We start from the raw sequence: 19,257 nt of genomic DNA, 5'->3' as shown, positions 1-19,257 counted from the left end.
AGTCGTTCCTTGAGGTGACCGTACCGCTTCCTACCGGCTCCGTTACATCTGCCAGGGTTCCGGTACATTCGCCACCGTCGCTACTGTCATTATCTAAATTTTCACCGGTAATGCTTAACGAAAATCCTGAATAAGACGGATCGCTTCGGGAATCGTCAACTGCAATGCTTATGGTATAGAATTGCGTCCCATCGTTTTCTGTATCATCTACACCGGTTACCGTTACGTTTTGCGGAACGTTCCAGTTGGCGGCCGTAAAGGTAAGTTCCGATGCGGATAAAGTGTATTCATCCGTATTTTCGGTTCCGGACAAAAGCAGCGTGACATCTTCTGTTGGTGCTGACCTTAATGAAATTTCCAAAGTGGCCGTATCTTCGTTTTCGGAAGTCGTGATTGCCGTGCTTAGTACGGTTATACCATGTTCCGATTGATTCCCTATGGGAAGAAATTGCCAACGGACTGCAGCACTGTTGTCGTCCAAAACAGCTACGTTACCATCGGGTTCCACACCAAGATAGAATCCGGATAGTTTACTAACGATATAAAAGGAATCATCACCCGTATCGATCAATTCCCACAACTGTGCGTCGGTACTATTTCCGATATATTGCCACACGTTTGTATTTGCAACGGTACCGCCTAGCTCTACATCGAGATATTTGTCACTATGAAGTGCGCGAAACTGGTAATAACCGTTTCCTGCTTCTTCGAAGGCAAAATGCTGTTGCTCTAAGATAGCATAGGATCCTACCGCAACATTAAGACGGTCGGCCGTTCCTGCACTGGGTATTTGAAGTGTTCCACCACTAGCACTGTTTACGATACGGTATTCACCTTGATCGGGAATAGGCAGGGATTCTTCCAATTGATTGATCCATGCTTGTATCAGTTCCACGCCGGCCACGTCAATTTTATTTTTTGCGATAGGCGGCATGGCAATGGTCTGGTCAACCGAGTTCATTCTATGATAGAGGATAGACTTTGAAGCGTCATTGGGAACAATTATTTGTTCCCCATCGATTCCAAGAGGTGTATTTATACCTGCATTCAAAAGACCTGTTTGGCTTAAACTCCGGAAGAGTTGCAGATCAAATTGTGCCCGTTCTCCCGTGGCTCCGGGTCTATGGCAATAGGCACAGTTTAAATCTAGGTAAGACCTTGCTTTTTCGTCCAAACTTGCAGTTGCATCAGTAATAGCCTTGTGCGTCTGATATCCCTGCGTTTTGCCCTCGTCTATTGGTTCATTTAAGATTCCTAGATGGCTTAAAGTCACCAATTGGTTTGCCCGTACACCAGATGTTGGGTAGGTAAGTTCAGAATTCAAATAACGTGTTCTGGTTCCTAAGCTTCCACCAGTTTCGGGGTTGTGGCAAGAAATACAATCGGCCGTAGAAGGGTAGGCCCACGTCTGGTATTCCGTACTGCCGTCGGTCTTGGTAACGGCAATAGCTTCTTCGACACCTGTTTCCAATAAAAATGCCTCTGTTTGTTCTGCGTTCCATTTATAGGTTACAAAATAAAACGACCCATTGCTCGCTTTAATGGAGAATCGGGTTTCCAGTCTTTTTGTGAGGCTAGGGTTGTTTTCGTCAATGGGAAGCTCAAAGTGTTTGACCAAAACTGCGCCCACCGGAAATTCCCAATCTCCATTTTCAGAAAAGGAAATCTGCTCTTCTGGGGTATTATGAGTGCCATCATTGGGTATGGCCAGCCATCGTTGTTTTTCGGCGCCATCGGACCAAAAGGACTCTATAAGTTCGTAAGGTATAAGTCCTTGCGCGGGTTCTAAGGTCTGTAAATCATTAAACGCACCGGTTTCCGAAAGGCGTTGCGGCACGGTTCCTTGCAATGCTCCGCTTTCCATTAATCGGTATAAGGGAACATTGTCTCCTTGACTCAAGAGATACAGCTCACCTTCGGTATCCTCACCAAAAGAAATAATATCCGTGGGCGAGAACTGTGTAATGGTTTCGTAAGTACCCGTTGCAATATCCACCGCCCAGATCTCTTCTCCTATCCCATAATCTGCGCATATATATTTTCCATAGTAACTGGGCATAGCAGTACCCCTGTACACATAGCCTCCCATGATAGCGTTGGCCTCTGCACGTGGAAATGAGGTTAAGGGAGCTTCATGTGGCATTCCGTCAAGCATATCCGTGCATCCCGTACCTCTATAATAGGTACCTTCATAAACGGGCCAACCATAATTCCCGCCCTTTTTAAGTACATTGATTTCTTCATGCCGTGCTTCTCCTATTTCTCCAATATAAAAATCCCCTGTGAGCATGTCCTTGGTCATTCTATGTGGATTTCTATGGCCAATGGTGTAATATTCTTCAAAACGACTTCCATCCGCACTCAAAAACGGATTGTCATTAGGTATCCAATAGCCCTCTCCCGAAATTTCATCTGGAAAACGACCGTTTATATTTAATTTTTTTATGGGCGCATGGCTTTTGCTCGGGTCTTGATCTACATCCATCCTCAATACCCCGCCATCTAAATTGGTATTGTTTTGCGATTTAGTGTAGGCAGATTGATCTCCTGTGGCCAGATAGAGAAAACCATCGTTTCCAAAAACAAGTCCGCCTCCTCTATGGGAGGAGCTGAACATTCGCATTTTAAGCATAACCAAATCCTCGCTCGGATCTACGGTCAAGGTATTGGGGTCTACGGTCATGCGTTTCAGTATTAGGAAACTTCCCCAATAATCCTCCCTGTTACATCCAAACCCACTAACGAATGCATCGGGATAGTCGCGCCCTTGGCTATCTTTGGTGGTGTAATAGACATAAATGTAATTTTTAGTATGCTCTCCAAACTCTGGATGTACCGCCAGTCCCAGAAAACCGCCGTCCCAGACCACTCCAACTTCATCGGATAGATCTCGCAGGAGGTTCTTTGCCGTAACCGCATCGTCATTTTCAAACCAATAGAGTTCCCCATTTCGTTGTCCAATTATTAATTTACCAGTGTTGGGAACCGTGGTGAACGTTAACGGAGAATTAAAAGTAAGATTAGGAAAGGCAATTGTATACTCTTGGTTTACGGGTGATATGTCCGGGAAGTTTCCGTTCAAAAATGGTGCTACCGTTTCAGGTATGGTAAGCCCTGGATCATCGGGCAACGGTCTAAAACCAAAGTAAACACTTACTGTTAATATTAGGATGATAATCCCCGCGGTACTTTTTCTCATCGTAGTATTTTTTAAGTCGATTCAGGGATGGACAAAATTATGCTAAAATAATGTTAAAAACAACTTCAGATATGCCATTCCATTGCGATTATTGGCTTCAAGTTAACTTTTATGCCAAAATTTGTGTTGATGTGGTTATTTAAATGACGATTGATATAAGAATATGGAACTATTTTTTACTGAAAATACATCATGTTACACGCTAAATAAGCAAGGGACACCTCAATCTCCTGCTCAAAATTCTGCATAACCGATAAAAATGTAACAAGAAATAAAAACGATAGGCGGATTGAATTTTGGTAATGAATCGGTTGTTCCCGATAATCCATATTATTTGCCTGAACAGAAAAGGAATCAACCTCATTTTTATGTCTTTCATCTTGTTTAGAAAGCGGCAATAGAGGTGCAAACCCATTATGCTAACGGAAAGCTATACCTTAGGTTTTTTGAAATGCCGTTTAATCCGTTTTCTAGTGTTACAATGAGAACCTACAATTGTTTTCAGCTACCACTAGTTCTTTACATAGCAGCTAGTTTGTAAACCGACCCAATAACCAATAACCAATAACCAATAACCAATAACCCAACAACCCAATAACCGATTAACCTATTTATCCAACAATATAGGTGCATCTGTACTACGTTACAAGAATCCTGTAGATTTCATATCTATAGTTGTGTTGCTTGTTCTACTACGGTTTGTAAGTACACTTATTTTTAGGCTAACACGATAAATCCCTCGGTTTGGTACATCCAATTTTCATTGTTGTAACACTTTGTTGTGGCGGATACCTTCGTGGTACAACTTCGTATATTAAGGATTTTAAAAGCTTAGTATCCTATGGAACAAAAAAAAATGTTTTATCCTACAGAAAAAAACAATTCTTTTTATTTATTCGCGTTCTAGTAAACAAATAATTAAAGTATGCAGTCTACGGAGACGTTTACATTACAGAGTTATCTTTTTAACAAAGGAGAGACCATTGAGCTATATAAAAATGCATTACATGAGGTGGGTTGCGAAAGTGCCTACTATTGTTATGAGCTTTTGTCCAGCGGACAGACCGATCAACAAAGATTACACTTTTTTGTTTTTACATCCTCGGACAACCAGGTAATTGCGGTAATGCCATTTCTACTTAGAACTATCGTCTTGGACGGTTCCGAAACAGGTTTTTCCGATGTTAGTAGCCCATGGGGTTATAATGGCCCCTTTTTTAAGGAAGGTATTTCCGAAGATTTGATCCGCGAGTTTTGGAACGTAGTGGACCAATGGTATAAGGAAAACAATGTGGTTTCAGAATTTTTACGATTTAATTTCTTTGGAAACTACAAGGGGTATTCTGGAGAAGTGGTACATACCTTGTTTAACGTAAAGGGCGCTATTACCGACTGGGAGGCTTTTTGGTCCAATCTTAAATCAAACACAAGAAACCAATTTCGAAAAGCCGAGAAGACCGGTTTGGAATTTCAACTTTATTATAAGGACATTACCGAAAAACAAGTGTCGGATTTTTATAAGGTCTATATAGGCACCATGGATAGGAGGGATGCAATAGATTCCTTTTATCACCCGTTGGATTACTTTTTGGAATTTTGGCGCAATAATCCAAGTAAATGTGCCATTGGATTGGTGTATAAAGATGGACTCCCTATTTCTACGGAACTTTTTCTAATTTCTGAAAAAACCATGTATTCATTTTTAGGAGGTACGGATTCGGAGTATTTTAAACTACGCCCCAATGAATTTTTGAAAATCAGTGCTGTAAAATGGGCTAACGAAGTAGGGCTTCGATTTTATATGATAGGGGGTGGCCTTTCTAATGGCAAAGAAGATAAATTATACCTGTACAAGAAGAAGTATTTTCCTTTTGATGATGACATCGATTTTTACACTGGAAGAAAAATTATAATACCCAATAAATATTTGGAGTTTTCAAAGGCTACCGGACAAGTCCACGCTGAAGTCGACCTGAGTAGTGTAAAGGAGGGATTTTTTCCAAAATACAGGGCTATCCGCCGATAAAACTATAGAATTATTTACTAGAAAAAAGGAAATTGCTATGCAGTTCCTCTCTTCGGATGAAGCGGGGAACTTTTTTGTTTTGTAGCTCCATCATTAAAAAAGCTGTCTCATCGGTTCTCTTTATGGAAGTGGTAAGGAGGAGTTAAAATATGGACCAACAAGTGTTATACCAATTTAAGTTTTGAATGTCGCATAAAACAAGTTTCTTTTTTACTCATTTGTCGTCATAAAATAGAACCATAGCTAATGCTATGCTATGCCTGGTTTTTCTTTTTCGCAGGCCAAAAACACAATTCAATTTCTTTGGCTGAATTTCAAAAAAGAACAGGTATTATTTTCTTAGGCTGTAGTTTAATTTTGCGTTGACAGCTCTTTATGTTGTACTAGGCGAAATAGAACCTTTTGAAATTATCGCTATACACTTTCATTTTCGGTCTGTGTTCCTTCCCCTGCTAGGGGAAGGAACCATAATGGGAACAGTTTGTTCAAAAAAAAAGGAGTGCCTGTCGAGAAAAATGGGCAAGCGACCCATAGCCCAGAGGGCTTCGAACATTAGCGACTGCTTTTAAACGGTACGTTTATGGGTTTGGTAAATCAACGCTTTTTTTAACTAGAGCTTTTAAATATAACTTGAAAAAAATAGCATAAAAAAGGCTCCTCCCTCTGAATAAACCCAAATTATGTACTGGAACTTCGTTATGACGCTTCGAGGTACAATTAATGCTGGGCTTGCATCGATTTTAGTATAGTACCGCTATGGTTAATTCGTAAAAAAGAAGCGCAGCGGTAGTATTCGCAGTAGCTCGGGGCTGTAATAGTATTTCTAATGCATATTTTGGGATAAAGGGAGGTGTTCGCTCGCAGACGGAGGGATTACCGTGCAATCTTGCTTGCATACAGTTAAATGTTTAAGACGTGTAGCGCTGTAGTAGCATCCAAAGGCTAAGACCGGTATTGAACTACCGTACCACATCATTTAATCCCAGGTAAGGAGTTTTTTATTAACCCAATAACTGTCAAATAGATAGTCGCGCTTTTATGCGGGAACCATTATCCTCTAAAGGGTATCTTTTTATGAAGACGTATACATAGCCCAACACTCGGCAGCCTTAAAATGCTAATGGTATAACTTCGATTACATTCGCACAAGCTCCTCGTAAACGGCAATGGTGTTGTCTATCATTTGCTGGTTGGTAAAGTTTTCAAGGGCTTTTTTCTTCCCTTTTTTTGCCATTTGTTGGCGCAACGGCTCATCGTTTAGTATTTGTTCCAATTGGTCTCCCAGCTGTGCTGCATTTTCCATTTGGAAAATCATGCCATTGATACCATGATCTATTTGGTCATAAGCACCATTGGAATCGGCGCGTATGGTACAGCAACCGCTCATCATGGCTTCAACGGCCACTAGACCAAAAGTGTCCGATCTGGATGGTAAGACAAAAACATCGAATAGCTGATAGAAAGGCTTGGGATCTTGAAAGGGCAATACGGTTATTTGGTGTTCTATTTCCTGTTCCGCCAGCATAGCTGCCAACCAATGCTCTTTGTCCTTATTCAGATAATCTCCCACCAATACAATATGTATTTTCTCCCGTGTTTCCTTACTTAGGTATTTTCCTATGGCCGCTACCAAAATATCGGTACCTTTTAGTTCAGAAATCCGGCCTACGAAACCTAAGATTATTTTATCCGTTGGAATCGCATTTATTTTTTTTAACTCCTGTATCTCATTATCAGGTATTAGGGTAGCAAACCTATCGGAGATGCCATGGTACACCATACGAATACTTTCGGGAGGGGAACCCATTACCCGTTCTGTAAACTCTTTAGAACCTTCGCTCACCGCAATCAATAAGGTGGGGTGCTTGTAGCGGCTATTGGGCCTAATGGTATCTGCATGTACGGTAGAAACATACTTTCTTCCCATTAGCCAAGGAATAAAAGTAAGATTGGGCGAATGGCAATGGATTACATCAGGGTTTAGTTTTCTAAGTACGCTTCCTATTTTCAATAAGCTCTGTATGGATAAACCAATTTTTTTTATCGGGTTCCCCGAGGGTTCCATAAAATAATGCAGTCGAATACCTAGTGTAGTGAAGGTCGTTTTCAGTTCTTTGAAAAAAGTAGTATCGGTCGTGGCTCCAGTTCTAAATCCACTGGTAATAATATGTAGTTCATGCCCTTTATCTACTAGACCTCTGGATAATTCCAAAATGTTGGTAGACAGGCCGTCCTGCCCAAAACGCATTACAACAAATACGATTTTCATAGACTCAGTTCTTTAACGTGGGCAAAAGCCTTTTGATCTTTGCGCTCATCGTCCAGCGCAAGCATTTCGGTGTTGCCAACTGGGTCAACATCAATACCTTCAGAGGTCACTATTTTCTTTAAGGTCAAGAGAATTATTTTGAGGTCCAGCGCAAAACTCATATTTTCTAGATATTCCACGTCTTTGGCGAATTTATTCTCCCAGGTAATGAAGTTGCGACCGGATATTTGGGCCAGACCTGTAATTCCAGGCCGTATTAAGAACCTTTTCCGTTCTTCTTCTGTGTAATAGGGCAAATAGCGGATCAATAATGGTCTAGGGCCAATTAAGCTCATTTCTCCTTTTAGTACATTTATCAATTGCGGTAACTCATCTATGGATGTTTTCCGAATAAAGATTCCCATAGGTGTTAAACGATCCGTGTCCGGTAAAAGATGACCATCCGCATCTTTTTTACTGTTCATTGTCTTTAATTTTAAGACAGAAAATATTTTTTCATGTCTCCCGGGCCGTTTTTGTGTAAAGAAGGGACTCTCTTTAAAGCTTATGGTTAATACCACAATGGTAATCAATAGTAGGGGAGAAAGCACAATGAGGCCCACAAGTGCCAAAACAAACTCTATGGGTCTTTTAAAATAATGTTTATAAATCATTGGGGGTGTCTGTTAGTCGCTGTACATTATGAACGAAGTAGTTTGTCCGTTAGTATATCAGGGGGCTAACTTAGCGTTAAATTGGAACTTAGGGCGCTAATTTTTCGGATATTTCCGATGTTTTCTGCATATCGGTATCATGATTTTCGGAAGACCACCTATTAATTACCGCAACCAAATAGCGCATATCATCTGTGGTGTATCTGAAGTCTACATGAAGGTTCAATAAGTGTTTATACTTTTGTGCGATAGTATTCTTTGGCCAAAGTTCTGCTGGGTAGATAGCATTGTCGATCAAGTAATGTTTACAACTGGCCATAGTTTCTTTGTCCTTGAAAACGAGTAATAGGCCAAAGGGAACGGGATGTTCAAGATAAAGGAGCTTATATGCGGTAGAAGGTGCTAGATTTTGGTGTATATATTCCAAATTTTGTTTCTTAAAGCTATTGTAATCCTTGAACAATGCCTTACGGATCAGTTCCTTGTGTATGTTCTGTACCTCAAAAATCTCCTGCGTATTCCTTAGTAGCATTTCACCTTGGCTATAGCTGCTCAGGAATTCCGACTTTTCTTTTGGATCGGAACAGTTTGCCTTTTTTGTCATGGCGTCATCCATTAAGTTCCATGACCGTGTCATCGGATCGGTATTATGGTCTACGGCGGCACCATTGATAGGAAGCAAGGGAATAGTGCAATTTCCATTTTTCGGTTTCCAGGCAATGCCGGATAAAGGTATGGGTAAGGTTTTTCGCAGGGATGCAATGCAAAAGTCCGCTTTGCTTTGCACGCAACCTTCGGAAAGCCATCCGTGGGAGTGGTCTTCGATAATCAATGGGCGGGTACCGCTTGGTATAGGGTTTGCCTTTATACCCCAGTAGTTGTTTGTTAACACAACATCGGAAGCGTCAAACTGCTTCCAATTTATCTGTGCATTCGCATCAAAAGGGTCTATATCGTAATATTTTATACTAGAGCGCTTTTCCTCCAACCAGTTTTTTACATAAGGGCAGTAATAGTTCGGCATCCATAGCGTGGCAATATCGCGCTCTTTTAGGATACAATCTATGATATATTTTATGGCATAGCGCCCGGCATAAAACAGGGTATGATTTCCTAAAAATGAGGTGTCCGATATTTCGGGTAAGCGGGTGATGTCCTCTTTATGGAAAATTGACCCGTAACCTAGTACACTTTTTTGCATAGATCAAAGTAATCAAAAACTATTTGGATTCTATTTACTATTCGAAGAAACTCAAAAATCTCGGATAAAGGGTTCGTTTTTTCGTAAGCATACAATTCAATACAAAGTATTAAATTTAAAAGTCAATACATTTTATTGTTAAATACTCCAATATCAGTTACCTGAGAAACTCTTTATAATCAAATTTAAAGAATGGGGCTTTGTTTTAAAACCTTTTCAAAGTTGGTATGCCTTATTTGGTTGTTTTCAAAGAATCAATAGTTTGTTTTGATTGTTGTTTCACATTAACAGTACTTTATCATGATAATGAACCACTATGGACTGAAAGTCCATAGTTTCGGGCTCACGACTCAAAGTCGCACCAGTGTTATTTTTCAATGATAAAGTCCAAGTTTGTGACATCTCTGGGCTTTCTATGATGCTCTAGATATGCGTTTACCATCTCATCGGTTATGTTCCCAGTACTCCAGCAGCCAAAACCGATAGCCCAAAAGTGGCGTCCCCAGTAACGCTTCTTAAGCTCAGGGAACTCCTGTTGAAGCTTTCGGGAACTGCGCCCTTTCAGTTTCTTCACAAGACCGCTGACACTTTGCGAGGGACGGTACCCGATATGCATATGTACATGGTCTTTCGATACTACACCTTTCAAAATAGATACGTCCTCCGCATCACAAATCTGAATTAAAAGGGTGCGGCAGCGCATTTGTATATCACCTTTCAAAACCGTAAACCTATATTTGGTGCTCAAAACTATATGAACGCTAAGACGAGAAACGGTATGACCATTACTTCTTAAATTTGTCATAAACCAAAAGTAGGTATTTTTAGAAGCTAAAGCCAAATGCACTAAAATGCATAGCTTAAACTATTTTTGAGACCAGTTAAACAGTACTATCTATAGCTTGATATTCCTTCAATATAGCTGACCAAACTTCACTTCTTTTAAATCTAGATGCAATCATAGGACGTGCATTTGTTGCCATTTTCGTTCTCAATGCATTGTCTGTAATCATAAGCTGCATTGCATTGAACAACGCTAATTCATCTTTTGACGGGATAATAAGGCCATTCGTTCTGTCTTTTATAATTTCATTACTCCCATTAATATCAGTTACTATTGAAGGTAACTCCATGGCTCCAGCCTCTAGAACAACGTTTGGAAAGCCTTCCCTGTAGCTTGGAAATACGAAGATATCTGAAGCTGCCAAAAATGGACGCACATTATCTTGGTGCCCTGCACAGAAGATTGCTGGTTGCGAATTAATTTTGTCCCATGTAGATGGTGGTAGCAGATCAAATTCCCCCTCATGTGAGCCCACCATTACTAATTTTGCATGTGTATAGGTTTTAACGATTTCACAAAAGGCATTTACCAATTCATTAACCCCTTTATCGTTTACAAGCCTACCTATAAATAAGAATAACATGTCTTTCTCTTCAATTCCAATTTGTTTGCGCAAAAGAATGTTTTCTGTTTGGGAAAAAGCTTTAGGATTATAGACATTTAAGTCTATACCGTTCACATTACCATTTGCGATTACTTTTAATGGTTTTTTAGTTACGTTGTAGGCCAAAAGATCTTTTTTAACTCCATTTCCCTCAGGATAAATATGTGTGGCGAATCTGCAGATAATTTTATCAAAAAATATCAATAAATGCTTCATTAAACCAGTTTTAGTTGGAAAAATTAAACCGGTAAAAGTGTGAAGTCGTTTTGGTACTCCCGCAAAGTAGGCTGCCGTCATGGTTAGTAATCCGGCTTTTGGGGTAATACTATGCACCATAAATGGTTTTTCTGATCTAAAAAGGAGATATAATTTATAAAGTGAAACGATATCTTTAAAAATATGTATTTTTCGTTCTATTATAATTTCATTGCTACGAATGCCTTCTCTTTCAGCAAGTTTCTCTATATACCACTTATCTGGATCAGAACCAATAGCCAATATGTCATAGTATTGATTTAAAAATCTTAATTGGCCCTCTAATAGGACATATAAGGAACCTGATAGTGAAGCGGTACGGATTACTTTTTTTCTCTCTTTTGTGGGTGTAGGAATACTCATAATTTCATTAGGATAGGATATGGCTAGTATAGGCTTCCAATATAGGTTCTCGTTTAAAATCCTGTATACGTTCAAAGACACGTACGCGACTTCTACTTAAAAACTCAGGATTTTCCAGACAATGGGCCAAGGCTTTTTGTAAGAGCGCTACATCGCCTACCGGGCTAAGAATACCATAGTCGGTAAGCATAATATCGTCTGTTTTTGTCTGCTGTAGTTCCATGATTTCATCCGGGCCCGATTTGCAGTTCGTACTTACAATAGGAAGACCACAGGCCATGGCTTCCAATAGCACGTTGGGGAAGCCTTCATGATTAGATCCGAACAAAAATAGGTCGGCCGCTTTCAAGTACTTATAAGGATTATTGTCAAACCCCAATAAGAATACCCGTTCCTCTAGTTTCAGTTCCTGTATTAATTGATTTAATGTATTTTTAAGGTTTCCGGCACCAATAATGTACAATCGTATTTTGGGAAAAGGAACTACCGCATTAATTAGTAACTGATGGTTTTTGCCCGCATCCAAACGGCCAACGGTAACCAGGTTAACATAGTGGTCGTTAAAAAAAGCATCTTTTCTTTCGATTTTATCTATTTTTTCGATATCCACAGGATTATGGACCACTTCTATTTTGGATGCTGCAATGTTGTAATTGTTAATTAGGTCATTTGCATTACCATGCGAATTACATATAATTTGGTCTGCCTTAGGGTAGAGCTTTTTTATAAGAATGTTGTTTATTTTGGATTGTAGGTTGTTATACCCGTATTGCATGCTTGGGTATGACCGTTCGCTAATCGTAATTTTGTATTTCCAAGTGGTAAAATAACGGGATAAGATATTTATATAACTAGGACGCGTTAACAACGCAAAGGAATGTGTTATTTTTAATTGCCTAAGCAGTTTAGCATATTTATAGGCCAACCAAGGTAGTTTTATCAGCTTAAGAAAACCGTTTTCGAAGCCTCCTTTGGAGGTTTCAATGTAGTGTATCGGAATATTTTTGGGTATTTCATAGCTAATGGTAGTGTTCATAAGCACCAAATGTACATCCATCCCTTTGTTTTGCAAATAGGCTAGAAGATAGGAGACCACACGTTCTGCACCACCGCCAGATAAGGAGTATATTAGGATTGCTATTTTCATTTCTAAAGTTATTTTATTCCAATTTCGTTAGTGAACAACTATTGGTTTAACATCAAAAGTTCCCAATTATAAAATAATTAGAGTTTTGGAACCTAGGGTTGCTGATTTATTTTGAGAATTCATCAAGTAGAGTTAGTGGTATTGTTAGGAGATTATTTGAATCTTGTGCAAAACAGAATAACACTCTTTACATCATTTCCACGTGATTCTTAGAAAAAGACCTAAAATAAAGTTAAAGGATCATCTATAGTTGCTTTTGTATCCCAAGTAACTTACATGTTTTTTGCTGAGTCTTTATTTATTTAACTTAATTTGATAAACAAAGAAAGACAAATACTAAAGGGATGTCTATTAGAAGTCGAGCAAGTTCCTATATTGTGGACGAAACGCAAACTACTAGTGTATTTACATCAACAGCTAGTGGAAGTATTTGAAGAAAGTACTCGCTCATATTCTTCATGTAAAAGTTTCCAAATTATTTTTTGATCATATCTTTCGATTATTAGTTTTCTGCAAGTTTCAGCAGAAAACGTTTGGGAATCACCATTTAAATAGTTTAAAATTGCTTCTTCTAACCTTACTGTATTTTTAGGAGGAACGATAATACCGTTTTTGCCAGGAATTATAATCTCGTTACAGCCATTAATATCTGTAGCTATTACAGGTATGCCCATTGCCCCAGCTTGCATGACAACATTGGGAAAACCTTCACGATAACTAGGGAAAAGCATTAATTCTGAAATAGAAAGGTAAGGCCTGACATCTTTTATCCAGCCTAATAATTTAATTTTAGGATGATTATTTAAAAGATTTTCGGTTCTCGGTGAAATCGGATCCAAATTTCGTTCATAGTCTCCACCTATAATTAAAGTGATATTGTCGATTTTTTCTGATATTTGGGTAAAAGCATCTATCAGCTCATGAATGCCTTTGTCCGCCACGATTCGACCTAGAAAGATTAACACCCTTTCGTTTAAAGGTATGCTTAATTCTTTTCTTAAAGTTTCTTTATCTCTAACGGAAAATAGTTCTGGATTAAAATGTGTGATGTCTACACCGTTGGAACTACCCTGCCCGATTACCTTTAATTTTTTATCATTAGTAAACCCCTCCTGTTTAACAAACTCATAAATCCCTTGTGAATTTGGATAGATGTTAGTTGCACAGGCGTAGGTTAATTTTTCTACTAGATTTAATAATATTCTTTTTTTACCAGTTGCTTCCATCAAGGGTAACCCTGCAATAGTATGTAATCTGTGGGGAACTCCTGCAAGATATGCTGCCATCAGGCCCAAAGTGCCAGCTTTTGGTGTATGGGTGTGAACAATTTCCGGACGTTCACTTTTAAAAAAGCGATATAATTGAAACAAAGCTTTTAAATCTTTGAAAGGTGTAATTTTACGTGTCATATCTATCCCTACAGTCCTTACGCCTTCTCTTTCGGATAGCACACGCAGCTCTTCATCCTTTGAACAAACTCCTATTACTTCATAAAATTGCTTCATAAAAGCAAACTGACCTTTTAATGTACCCACTAGAGATCCAGATACGGTCGTTACTCTTATTATTTTTTTATATCCTTTTTCAGACATTTTACGTTAGGTTTTAAACTAAAAAAAGTACATGGTACTACATTTATAATTTCAAAAATATGTTGTACCTTATAATAGTGGCATTATACTTACAATTGTTCATAAATATTTACATACCACTTCTGGAAACAATAAAAGTTCCAAACCTGAAATGTGCTGTCTTGAATACCTGTAAGATGATTCCGAACCAATTCTTGAATATAAGAGACATTAAACAAATTCTGTTTTTTTAAAAATGGTGTTGAAATATAGGATTCTACTTCCTTATTTAGGCCTGCTTGTAACCAGTCGCCGACCGGAGCACCAAAACCACGTTTACTAAGATTTAAAAAATCTTTTGGAAAATCCTCTTTAAACGCTTCCTTTAAGATATGCTTTTTGTCCCATCCTTTCATTAGATACTTTTCGGGTAAACTATTTGTAAACCCCCATAATTTCTTATTTAAAAAGGGAGCTCTGCATTCAAGGGAATTTAACATACTGGTTCGATCTACTTTTACCAACATATCTCCTTCTAAACTGATTATTTTATCAATGAAACGGTATTCCGTTAAACTGTTCGGCTTTTCAATTAAAAGTTTCCTTTTATATTCTGAGAATATATTCTGATGAATAATATCTGATTTTAATAATTTATTTAATTGATGTTCGGTATTTGCCAACGAAATCATGTCCCAGTAGTGACTTCCATCGTAACTAACGGAGTTTAGCATTTTTTTAATCCGATACTTTTGCCCTCTTTTGTCGTCCTGGTAGTTCAGGATATAACCCATTTTTCCCATGACCAATTGGTGAAAGCCTTTAGGCACTATAGAAGTATATCTATTATTTATCTTTCCAACATAATATTTGTTGTAGCCGCCAAAAATTTCATCTCCACCGTCACCGGTAAGTGCAACTTTTACCTGTTCGCCTGTTTTTTTGGAAACTAAATAGGTGGGTAAAGCGGAAGAATCCGAAAAGGGTTCATCAAAATTGAGTAGGATTTCGGAAATGTTGTCTTTTAGATCTTCTTCGCCTATAATATATTCATGGTGTTGGCTATTGATTTGTTTCGCAACTATACGCGACCTGTCCGATTCGTCGTATGATTTTTTCTTAAAACCAATTGAAAAAGTGTTTATTTTTTTCGAGGACATTTGGGCTAAACAAAGTGAAACGATTGACGAATCTACGCCACCAGAAAGGAAGGTACCTATGGGTACATCAGAAATAGATCTGCTTGCTACGCTTTCTGTAACCAGTTCTTTAGTTTTTATTTTAGCCTTGTTGAAGCTTAAATTGCTTTTAACACGTCGAAAAGCATCTTCAATACTATTTGTTTGATAATCATGGGTATCCAAGTCATAGACTAGATAACTATTGGCCTCTAATTTAAATATATTTTTATAAATGGTATGTGGAGCTGGTATGTAGGTTAATCTAAAATAAAGGTTAAGCCCAGGAATGGAGATTTCTGGTTTGCTTTTCATAACTTTTAACAGTGATTTTAGTTCTGATGCCCAAATAAATTTGTCATTATGCTTTGTGTAATAAAGCGGTTTTTCACCAAAAAAATCACGTGCAATAAACAATTTTTTTCTCCTTTTGTCATAAATACTAAAGGCGAACATACCGTCTAGTTTTTTAAAGGATTGCTCACCTTCCAATTCGTATAGCTTCAATATAACCTCTGTATCACTATTAGTTTTAAAATGCAAGCCTTTGCTTATCAAGGCATTTCGTAAAATTTTGTAGTTGTAAATTTCTCCGTTAAAAACAATGGCCAATTGTTTATCCGAACTTAGTATGGGCTGTTTTCCGCTAGTTAAATCTATTATGGAGAGCCTTCGCATTCCTAAGGCTATGCCATACTCCCTTTGAACTTCAGTAAATACACCATCATCATCAGGACCTCGGTGAATAATCAAATCGTTCATGTGCTGAATATCAGCTTTTAAATCGTTTACATTAATGGAGTTGGATGTAATAAAGCCGTTTATGCCGCACATATTGTTATTGTTTTGAGAATAGTTAAACGTTTTTAAAGGGTGATAAATTGCAGAGCTATTACCAATATATTTTTCAAACGCTAGTTGCTATGGAATTTTAGTTTTTGTGGTTTGGTCTGTAAACATACTTTTTCTTCATGGATGGTAATTAGTTTTACAATTAATTGTTTTTGCAAAAATAAAATTTTAAGCATTTTAATTCTGTTTATCGGGAATCCGTTTTAGACTTGCAGGTAATTACTGGTTACATTATTATCGTACAACCTTAATTATTTCTTTGGTGATAATGTTTTGCTTTGGTAACTAACACTAAATTGTCGGTATCAAGTGCTGGCTTCTAATATTTATAGTTTTTTAACTCATTGACTACTCTATGTTCTCTTTAAGTGTATATTACCCAGTAGGAGAGGATGCCAAATAGGTAATTTACTGTTCAAAATATCAATTGTATTTTAATGAAGGTAATGATATTGTGTATTACGGTAGGCAGAATCACTGTTTTAGTATCAATTTACTTTTGGTTGAGACAAATCTGTGCCAAAACCAATAGATGCAAGAAGAATGTTTGATAGTCTTTAAAGATAACAACAAACACATAGGAATTAACCCTTTTGGAGGAACAGAATCCTTGTTGTGTATAGCTAGTACGAGATAACCAGCTCATCAAAATATTGGACCTTATTAATCTAGAAATTTGTGAAGTCTTTCACTTTGTATTTTAAAATAAAAATTTTCCAATGAAGTAGTGTAGGCATTTTCAATAATACTCTTTTCATTTTCTTTAAAGTTTTTAATTATGTAAGCTATCTTTTCAAACATAGCTTTATTATCGTTTGGGGGGACAATGTATCCATTTATTCCATCTTTAATATACAAGCTATTATCGCTTATATCTGTAAGTAATATTACCTTTTTGTGATTTAAGTAATCTGATAATTTGGTAGAAAACCCAAATTTATTTTGCAGGGTATACCCTCTAGGGATGACCAATAAATTTTGTTGAAGAAGAAATGTAGACAGCTCATTTTGATTTAAGTTACCATAATAATTTATTTCTAACTGAAATTCTTCATTATTAAATATTAAGTCGAAGTCTTTATCGTAGACATGTCCACAAAGATTAAAAACTATTTTATGACCTTTTTTAAATAATTTATCAACTGTTTTAATAAAGTTAAGTAAATTTTCCTTTGATGGATGGATTGTTCCTGAAAAGCCAACATTAAAATAACCCTTCTTACTATATGCCGAATTATTTTGAGGTTTCAATTCGAGAAAAGGATCGGTAAGTATAGGAATCCTAATGGTTTTAGAATTATATTTTCTAGCATAATGTTCAATGGAGGTTGAAATACAGATGATACCTGTGTAAAAATAAAGTAGGTATTGAATTAAAAAAAAAACTATTTTATAGACGATTTTTTTTAGTGAATACAAAGGTCTTGCAAAAGTTATTGGATCATGAAAACTCGACGAGTATAGCCTTATTTCGTTTAATTCACAAAATACTTGTTGTTGTTTTATCCCTTTTAGATATACTAGTGCTAAAACTTCCAAATAAACTAAAGGGGAAGGGTAAAATATAAATCTATTTTGTCTCTTGTGTTTTTTGGAGAACTTAAAAAGTCTTTGTAAAAAGATGATATTGAATAATAAACTAGTTGTCAGTTTTTTGTTTTTAAGTACAAAGATATTAGGCTCAACTTCTTCAAAATCATTTAAATTAAAATTAGTTTTACAACAACTAACCAAGAACACTGCTTGATTTTTATTCGCCAGAGCTTTGGCATAATATAACATTCGTGTTGCTCCAGCGCTTTTTTGAGAAAAGTCGAAATTGCTGTATACGTAATAATTGGGAAAGTCCATAAATAATCGGTAATTATTGTAGAGTTAAATCTAGTTAAAGACTCGGAAAATCAGTTATTTTTTCCAAACCACTGTATTCACATAATCTACATAGGACAGGATAATACGGACAATTTTTTCGCTTACATTTGGCATAGAATAATCCACTACCGCTCTAAAATTGCGCTCGGGATTTCGCTTTTGCTTCTCTAAGGCTACAAGCGCTTGAAGAATCCGTTCAGGATTAAGTCCCACCATCATTACGGATGCTTCTTCCATTGCCTCTGGGCGTTCGTGTGCCTCCCTAATATTTAATGCCCTAAAGTTCAAAATGCTAGACTCTTCAGAAATGGTGCCACTATCAGACAACACTGCGAAGGAATGATACTGCAAAGCATTATAATCCGAAAAGCCAAGTGGTTTTAAAAATTGCACATTCTCATGTGCTTTTATATTTTTGGAATCCAGCATATTACGCGTTCTCGGATGCGTGGATACGATTACCGGATAATTGTATTTTTCAGCAATTAAGTTTAAGGAGGTAATTAGTCCTTCAAAATTTTTAGAGTTACTTATATTTTCTTCCCGGTGTGCTGATACCACAAAGAATTCACCTTTTTTTAAACCTAGTTTTTCAAGCACGTTTGAATTTTCTATTTTTGTCTTAAACTTATTCAAAACCTCAAACATTGGGCTACCGGTCTTTATTACTCGATCAGGTGAAAGACCCTCTCTTAGAAGATATTCCCTAGCAATATCGCTATAAGTTAAATTTATATCTGAGACATGATCAACTATTTTTCTATTGGTTTCCTCGGGTACACGTTGATCAAAACACCGGTTTCCCGCTTCCATGTGAAATACAGGTATTTTTCTCTTTTTTGCAGGAATGGCACAAAGGCAAGAATTAGTGTCACCCAAAACCAAAAAAGCATCTGGCGCGATATCCTCTAAAATAGGATCTATTTTTATTAGGATATTGCCCACAGTTTCCGTAGCATTCTTTCCGGCCGCATTTAAAAAAATATTTGGTTTTCTAATCTCTAAATCCTCAAAGAAAATCTCATTCAGTTCATAATCATAGTTTTGTCCAGTGTGCACCAAGGTATGATCAATAGCTTCATTAGCATCTAGGGCATTTAATACACAGGATAATCGGATTATTTCCGGTCGCGTTCCTACAACGGTCAGTACTTTAAGTTTATTCATTTAAACAATCTATTTTTGGCAAACTAGAATTCAGTTCACTATTTAGCATTTCGAAT

Annotated in this window: 13 protein-coding genes; 1 reads left to right on the top strand and 12 read right to left on the bottom strand. The window is 37.4% G+C overall.

Annotated elements, in window-relative coordinates:
* On the bottom strand, positions 1 to 3,199 hold a 3,199-nt coding region (locus tag ACFQZJ_RS18955), incomplete at its 3' end, for a PQQ-dependent sugar dehydrogenase (RefSeq protein ID WP_379936547.1).
* Between the two features lie 925 nt (positions 3,200 to 4,124).
* On the opposite strand from ACFQZJ_RS18955, the gene ACFQZJ_RS18950 reads away from it, so the two are divergent.
* On the top strand, positions 4,125 to 5,225 hold the full coding sequence (locus tag ACFQZJ_RS18950) for a GNAT family N-acetyltransferase (protein ID WP_379936546.1): 1,101 nt from the start codon (positions 4,125 to 4,127) through the stop codon (positions 5,223 to 5,225).
* A 740-nt stretch (positions 5,226 to 5,965) separates the two neighbouring features.
* Here the strand turns inward: ACFQZJ_RS18950 and ACFQZJ_RS18945 are convergent.
* The 11 genes from ACFQZJ_RS18945 to wecB all read right to left on the bottom strand — a co-directional run bounded on the left by ACFQZJ_RS18945 (position 5,966) and on the right by wecB (position 19,201).
* Complete coding sequence (locus ACFQZJ_RS18945; RefSeq protein ID WP_379936545.1) at positions 5,966 to 6,121, bottom strand: hypothetical protein; 156 nt, start codon at positions 6,119 to 6,121, stop codon at positions 5,966 to 5,968.
* Positions 6,122 to 6,360: 239 nt separating this feature from the next.
* Positions 6,361 to 7,494, bottom strand: a complete 1,134-nt coding sequence (locus tag ACFQZJ_RS18940; protein ID WP_379936544.1) for a glycosyltransferase family 4 protein — start codon at positions 7,492 to 7,494, stop codon at positions 6,361 to 6,363.
* On the bottom strand, positions 7,491 to 8,144 hold the full coding sequence (locus ACFQZJ_RS18935) for a sugar transferase (RefSeq protein ID WP_379936549.1): 654 nt from the start codon (positions 8,142 to 8,144) through the stop codon (positions 7,491 to 7,493). The genes ACFQZJ_RS18940 and ACFQZJ_RS18935 overlap by 4 nt, the downstream gene beginning before the upstream one ends.
* A gap of 91 nt (positions 8,145 to 8,235) precedes the next feature.
* Positions 8,236 to 9,348: a hypothetical protein gene (locus ACFQZJ_RS18930; RefSeq protein ID WP_379936543.1), complete on the bottom strand. Its 1,113-nt coding sequence runs from the start codon at positions 9,346 to 9,348 to the stop codon at positions 8,236 to 8,238.
* Positions 9,349 to 9,715: 367 nt separating this feature from the next.
* Positions 9,716 to 10,153 (bottom strand): IS200/IS605 family transposase, encoded by a 438-nt coding sequence (tnpA, locus tag ACFQZJ_RS18925; protein ID WP_379936542.1) that lies wholly within the window; start codon positions 10,151 to 10,153, stop codon positions 9,716 to 9,718.
* Positions 10,154 to 10,229: 76 nt separating this feature from the next.
* Positions 10,230 to 11,414, bottom strand: coding sequence for a glycosyltransferase family 4 protein (locus tag ACFQZJ_RS18920; RefSeq protein WP_379936541.1), 1,185 nt, complete (start codon positions 11,412 to 11,414; stop codon positions 10,230 to 10,232).
* Between the two features lie 7 nt (positions 11,415 to 11,421).
* Positions 11,422 to 12,561 carry a glycosyltransferase gene (locus ACFQZJ_RS18915; protein WP_379936540.1) on the bottom strand — a complete coding sequence of 380 codons (1,140 nt, stop codon included), beginning with the start codon at positions 12,559 to 12,561 and terminating at the stop codon, positions 11,422 to 11,424.
* A gap of 410 nt (positions 12,562 to 12,971) precedes the next feature.
* Positions 12,972 to 14,153, bottom strand: coding sequence for a glycosyltransferase family 4 protein (locus tag ACFQZJ_RS18910; protein WP_379936539.1), 1,182 nt, complete (start codon positions 14,151 to 14,153; stop codon positions 12,972 to 12,974).
* 89 nt (positions 14,154 to 14,242) lie between these two features.
* The gene (asnB, locus tag ACFQZJ_RS18905) at positions 14,243 to 16,144 is read right to left on the bottom strand and encodes an asparagine synthase (glutamine-hydrolyzing) (RefSeq protein ID WP_379936538.1); all 1,902 of its coding nucleotides are present in this window, start codon (positions 16,142 to 16,144) and stop codon (positions 14,243 to 14,245) included.
* A gap of 681 nt (positions 16,145 to 16,825) precedes the next feature.
* A complete protein-coding gene (locus ACFQZJ_RS18900) occupies positions 16,826 to 18,013 on the bottom strand; it encodes a glycosyltransferase (RefSeq protein WP_379936537.1) in 1,188 nt (395 codons plus the stop codon).
* 54 nt (positions 18,014 to 18,067) lie between these two features.
* Positions 18,068 to 19,201: a non-hydrolyzing UDP-N-acetylglucosamine 2-epimerase gene (gene wecB, locus ACFQZJ_RS18895; protein ID WP_379936536.1), complete on the bottom strand. Its 1,134-nt coding sequence runs from the start codon at positions 19,199 to 19,201 to the stop codon at positions 18,068 to 18,070.
* Between the last annotated feature and the right edge of the window lie 56 nt (positions 19,202 to 19,257).

This window comes from Maribacter chungangensis, assembly GCF_042676845.1.
Lineage (GTDB): Bacteria > Bacteroidota > Bacteroidia > Flavobacteriales > Flavobacteriaceae > Maribacter > Maribacter chungangensis.
Note: the sequence above shows the minus strand (reverse complement) of the source record. Positions and strands in the feature narration are given on the sequence as shown.

What these genes read in the sequence shown, in the direction of transcription:
- ACFQZJ_RS18920 (WP_379936541.1), bottom strand. Translation starts at nt 11,414, where the DNA reads ATGAGTATTCCTACACCCACAAAAGAGAGAAAAAAAGTAATCCGTACC.
- ACFQZJ_RS18900 (WP_379936537.1), bottom strand. Translation starts at nt 18,013, where the DNA reads ATGGACTTTCCCAATTATTACGTATACAGCAATTTCGACTTTTCTCAA.
- asnB (WP_379936538.1), bottom strand. Translation starts at nt 16,144, where the DNA reads ATGTGCGGCATAAACGGCTTTATTACATCCAACTCCATTAATGTAAAC.
- ACFQZJ_RS18915 (WP_379936540.1), bottom strand. Translation starts at nt 12,561, where the DNA reads ATGAAAATAGCAATCCTAATATACTCCTTATCTGGCGGTGGTGCAGAA.
- ACFQZJ_RS18910 (WP_379936539.1), bottom strand. Translation starts at nt 14,153, where the DNA reads ATGTCTGAAAAAGGATATAAAAAAATAATAAGAGTAACGACCGTATCT.
- ACFQZJ_RS18940 (WP_379936544.1), bottom strand. Translation starts at nt 7,494, where the DNA reads ATGAAAATCGTATTTGTTGTAATGCGTTTTGGGCAGGACGGCCTGTCT.
- ACFQZJ_RS18930 (WP_379936543.1), bottom strand. Translation starts at nt 9,348, where the DNA reads ATGCAAAAAAGTGTACTAGGTTACGGGTCAATTTTCCATAAAGAGGAC.
- tnpA (WP_379936542.1), bottom strand. Translation starts at nt 10,153, where the DNA reads ATGACAAATTTAAGAAGTAATGGTCATACCGTTTCTCGTCTTAGCGTT.
- ACFQZJ_RS18950 (WP_379936546.1), top strand. Translation starts at nt 4,125, where the DNA reads ATGCAGTCTACGGAGACGTTTACATTACAGAGTTATCTTTTTAACAAA.
- wecB (WP_379936536.1), bottom strand. Translation starts at nt 19,201, where the DNA reads ATGAATAAACTTAAAGTACTGACCGTTGTAGGAACGCGACCGGAAATA.
- ACFQZJ_RS18945 (WP_379936545.1), bottom strand. Translation starts at nt 6,121, where the DNA reads ATGCAAGCAAGATTGCACGGTAATCCCTCCGTCTGCGAGCGAACACCT.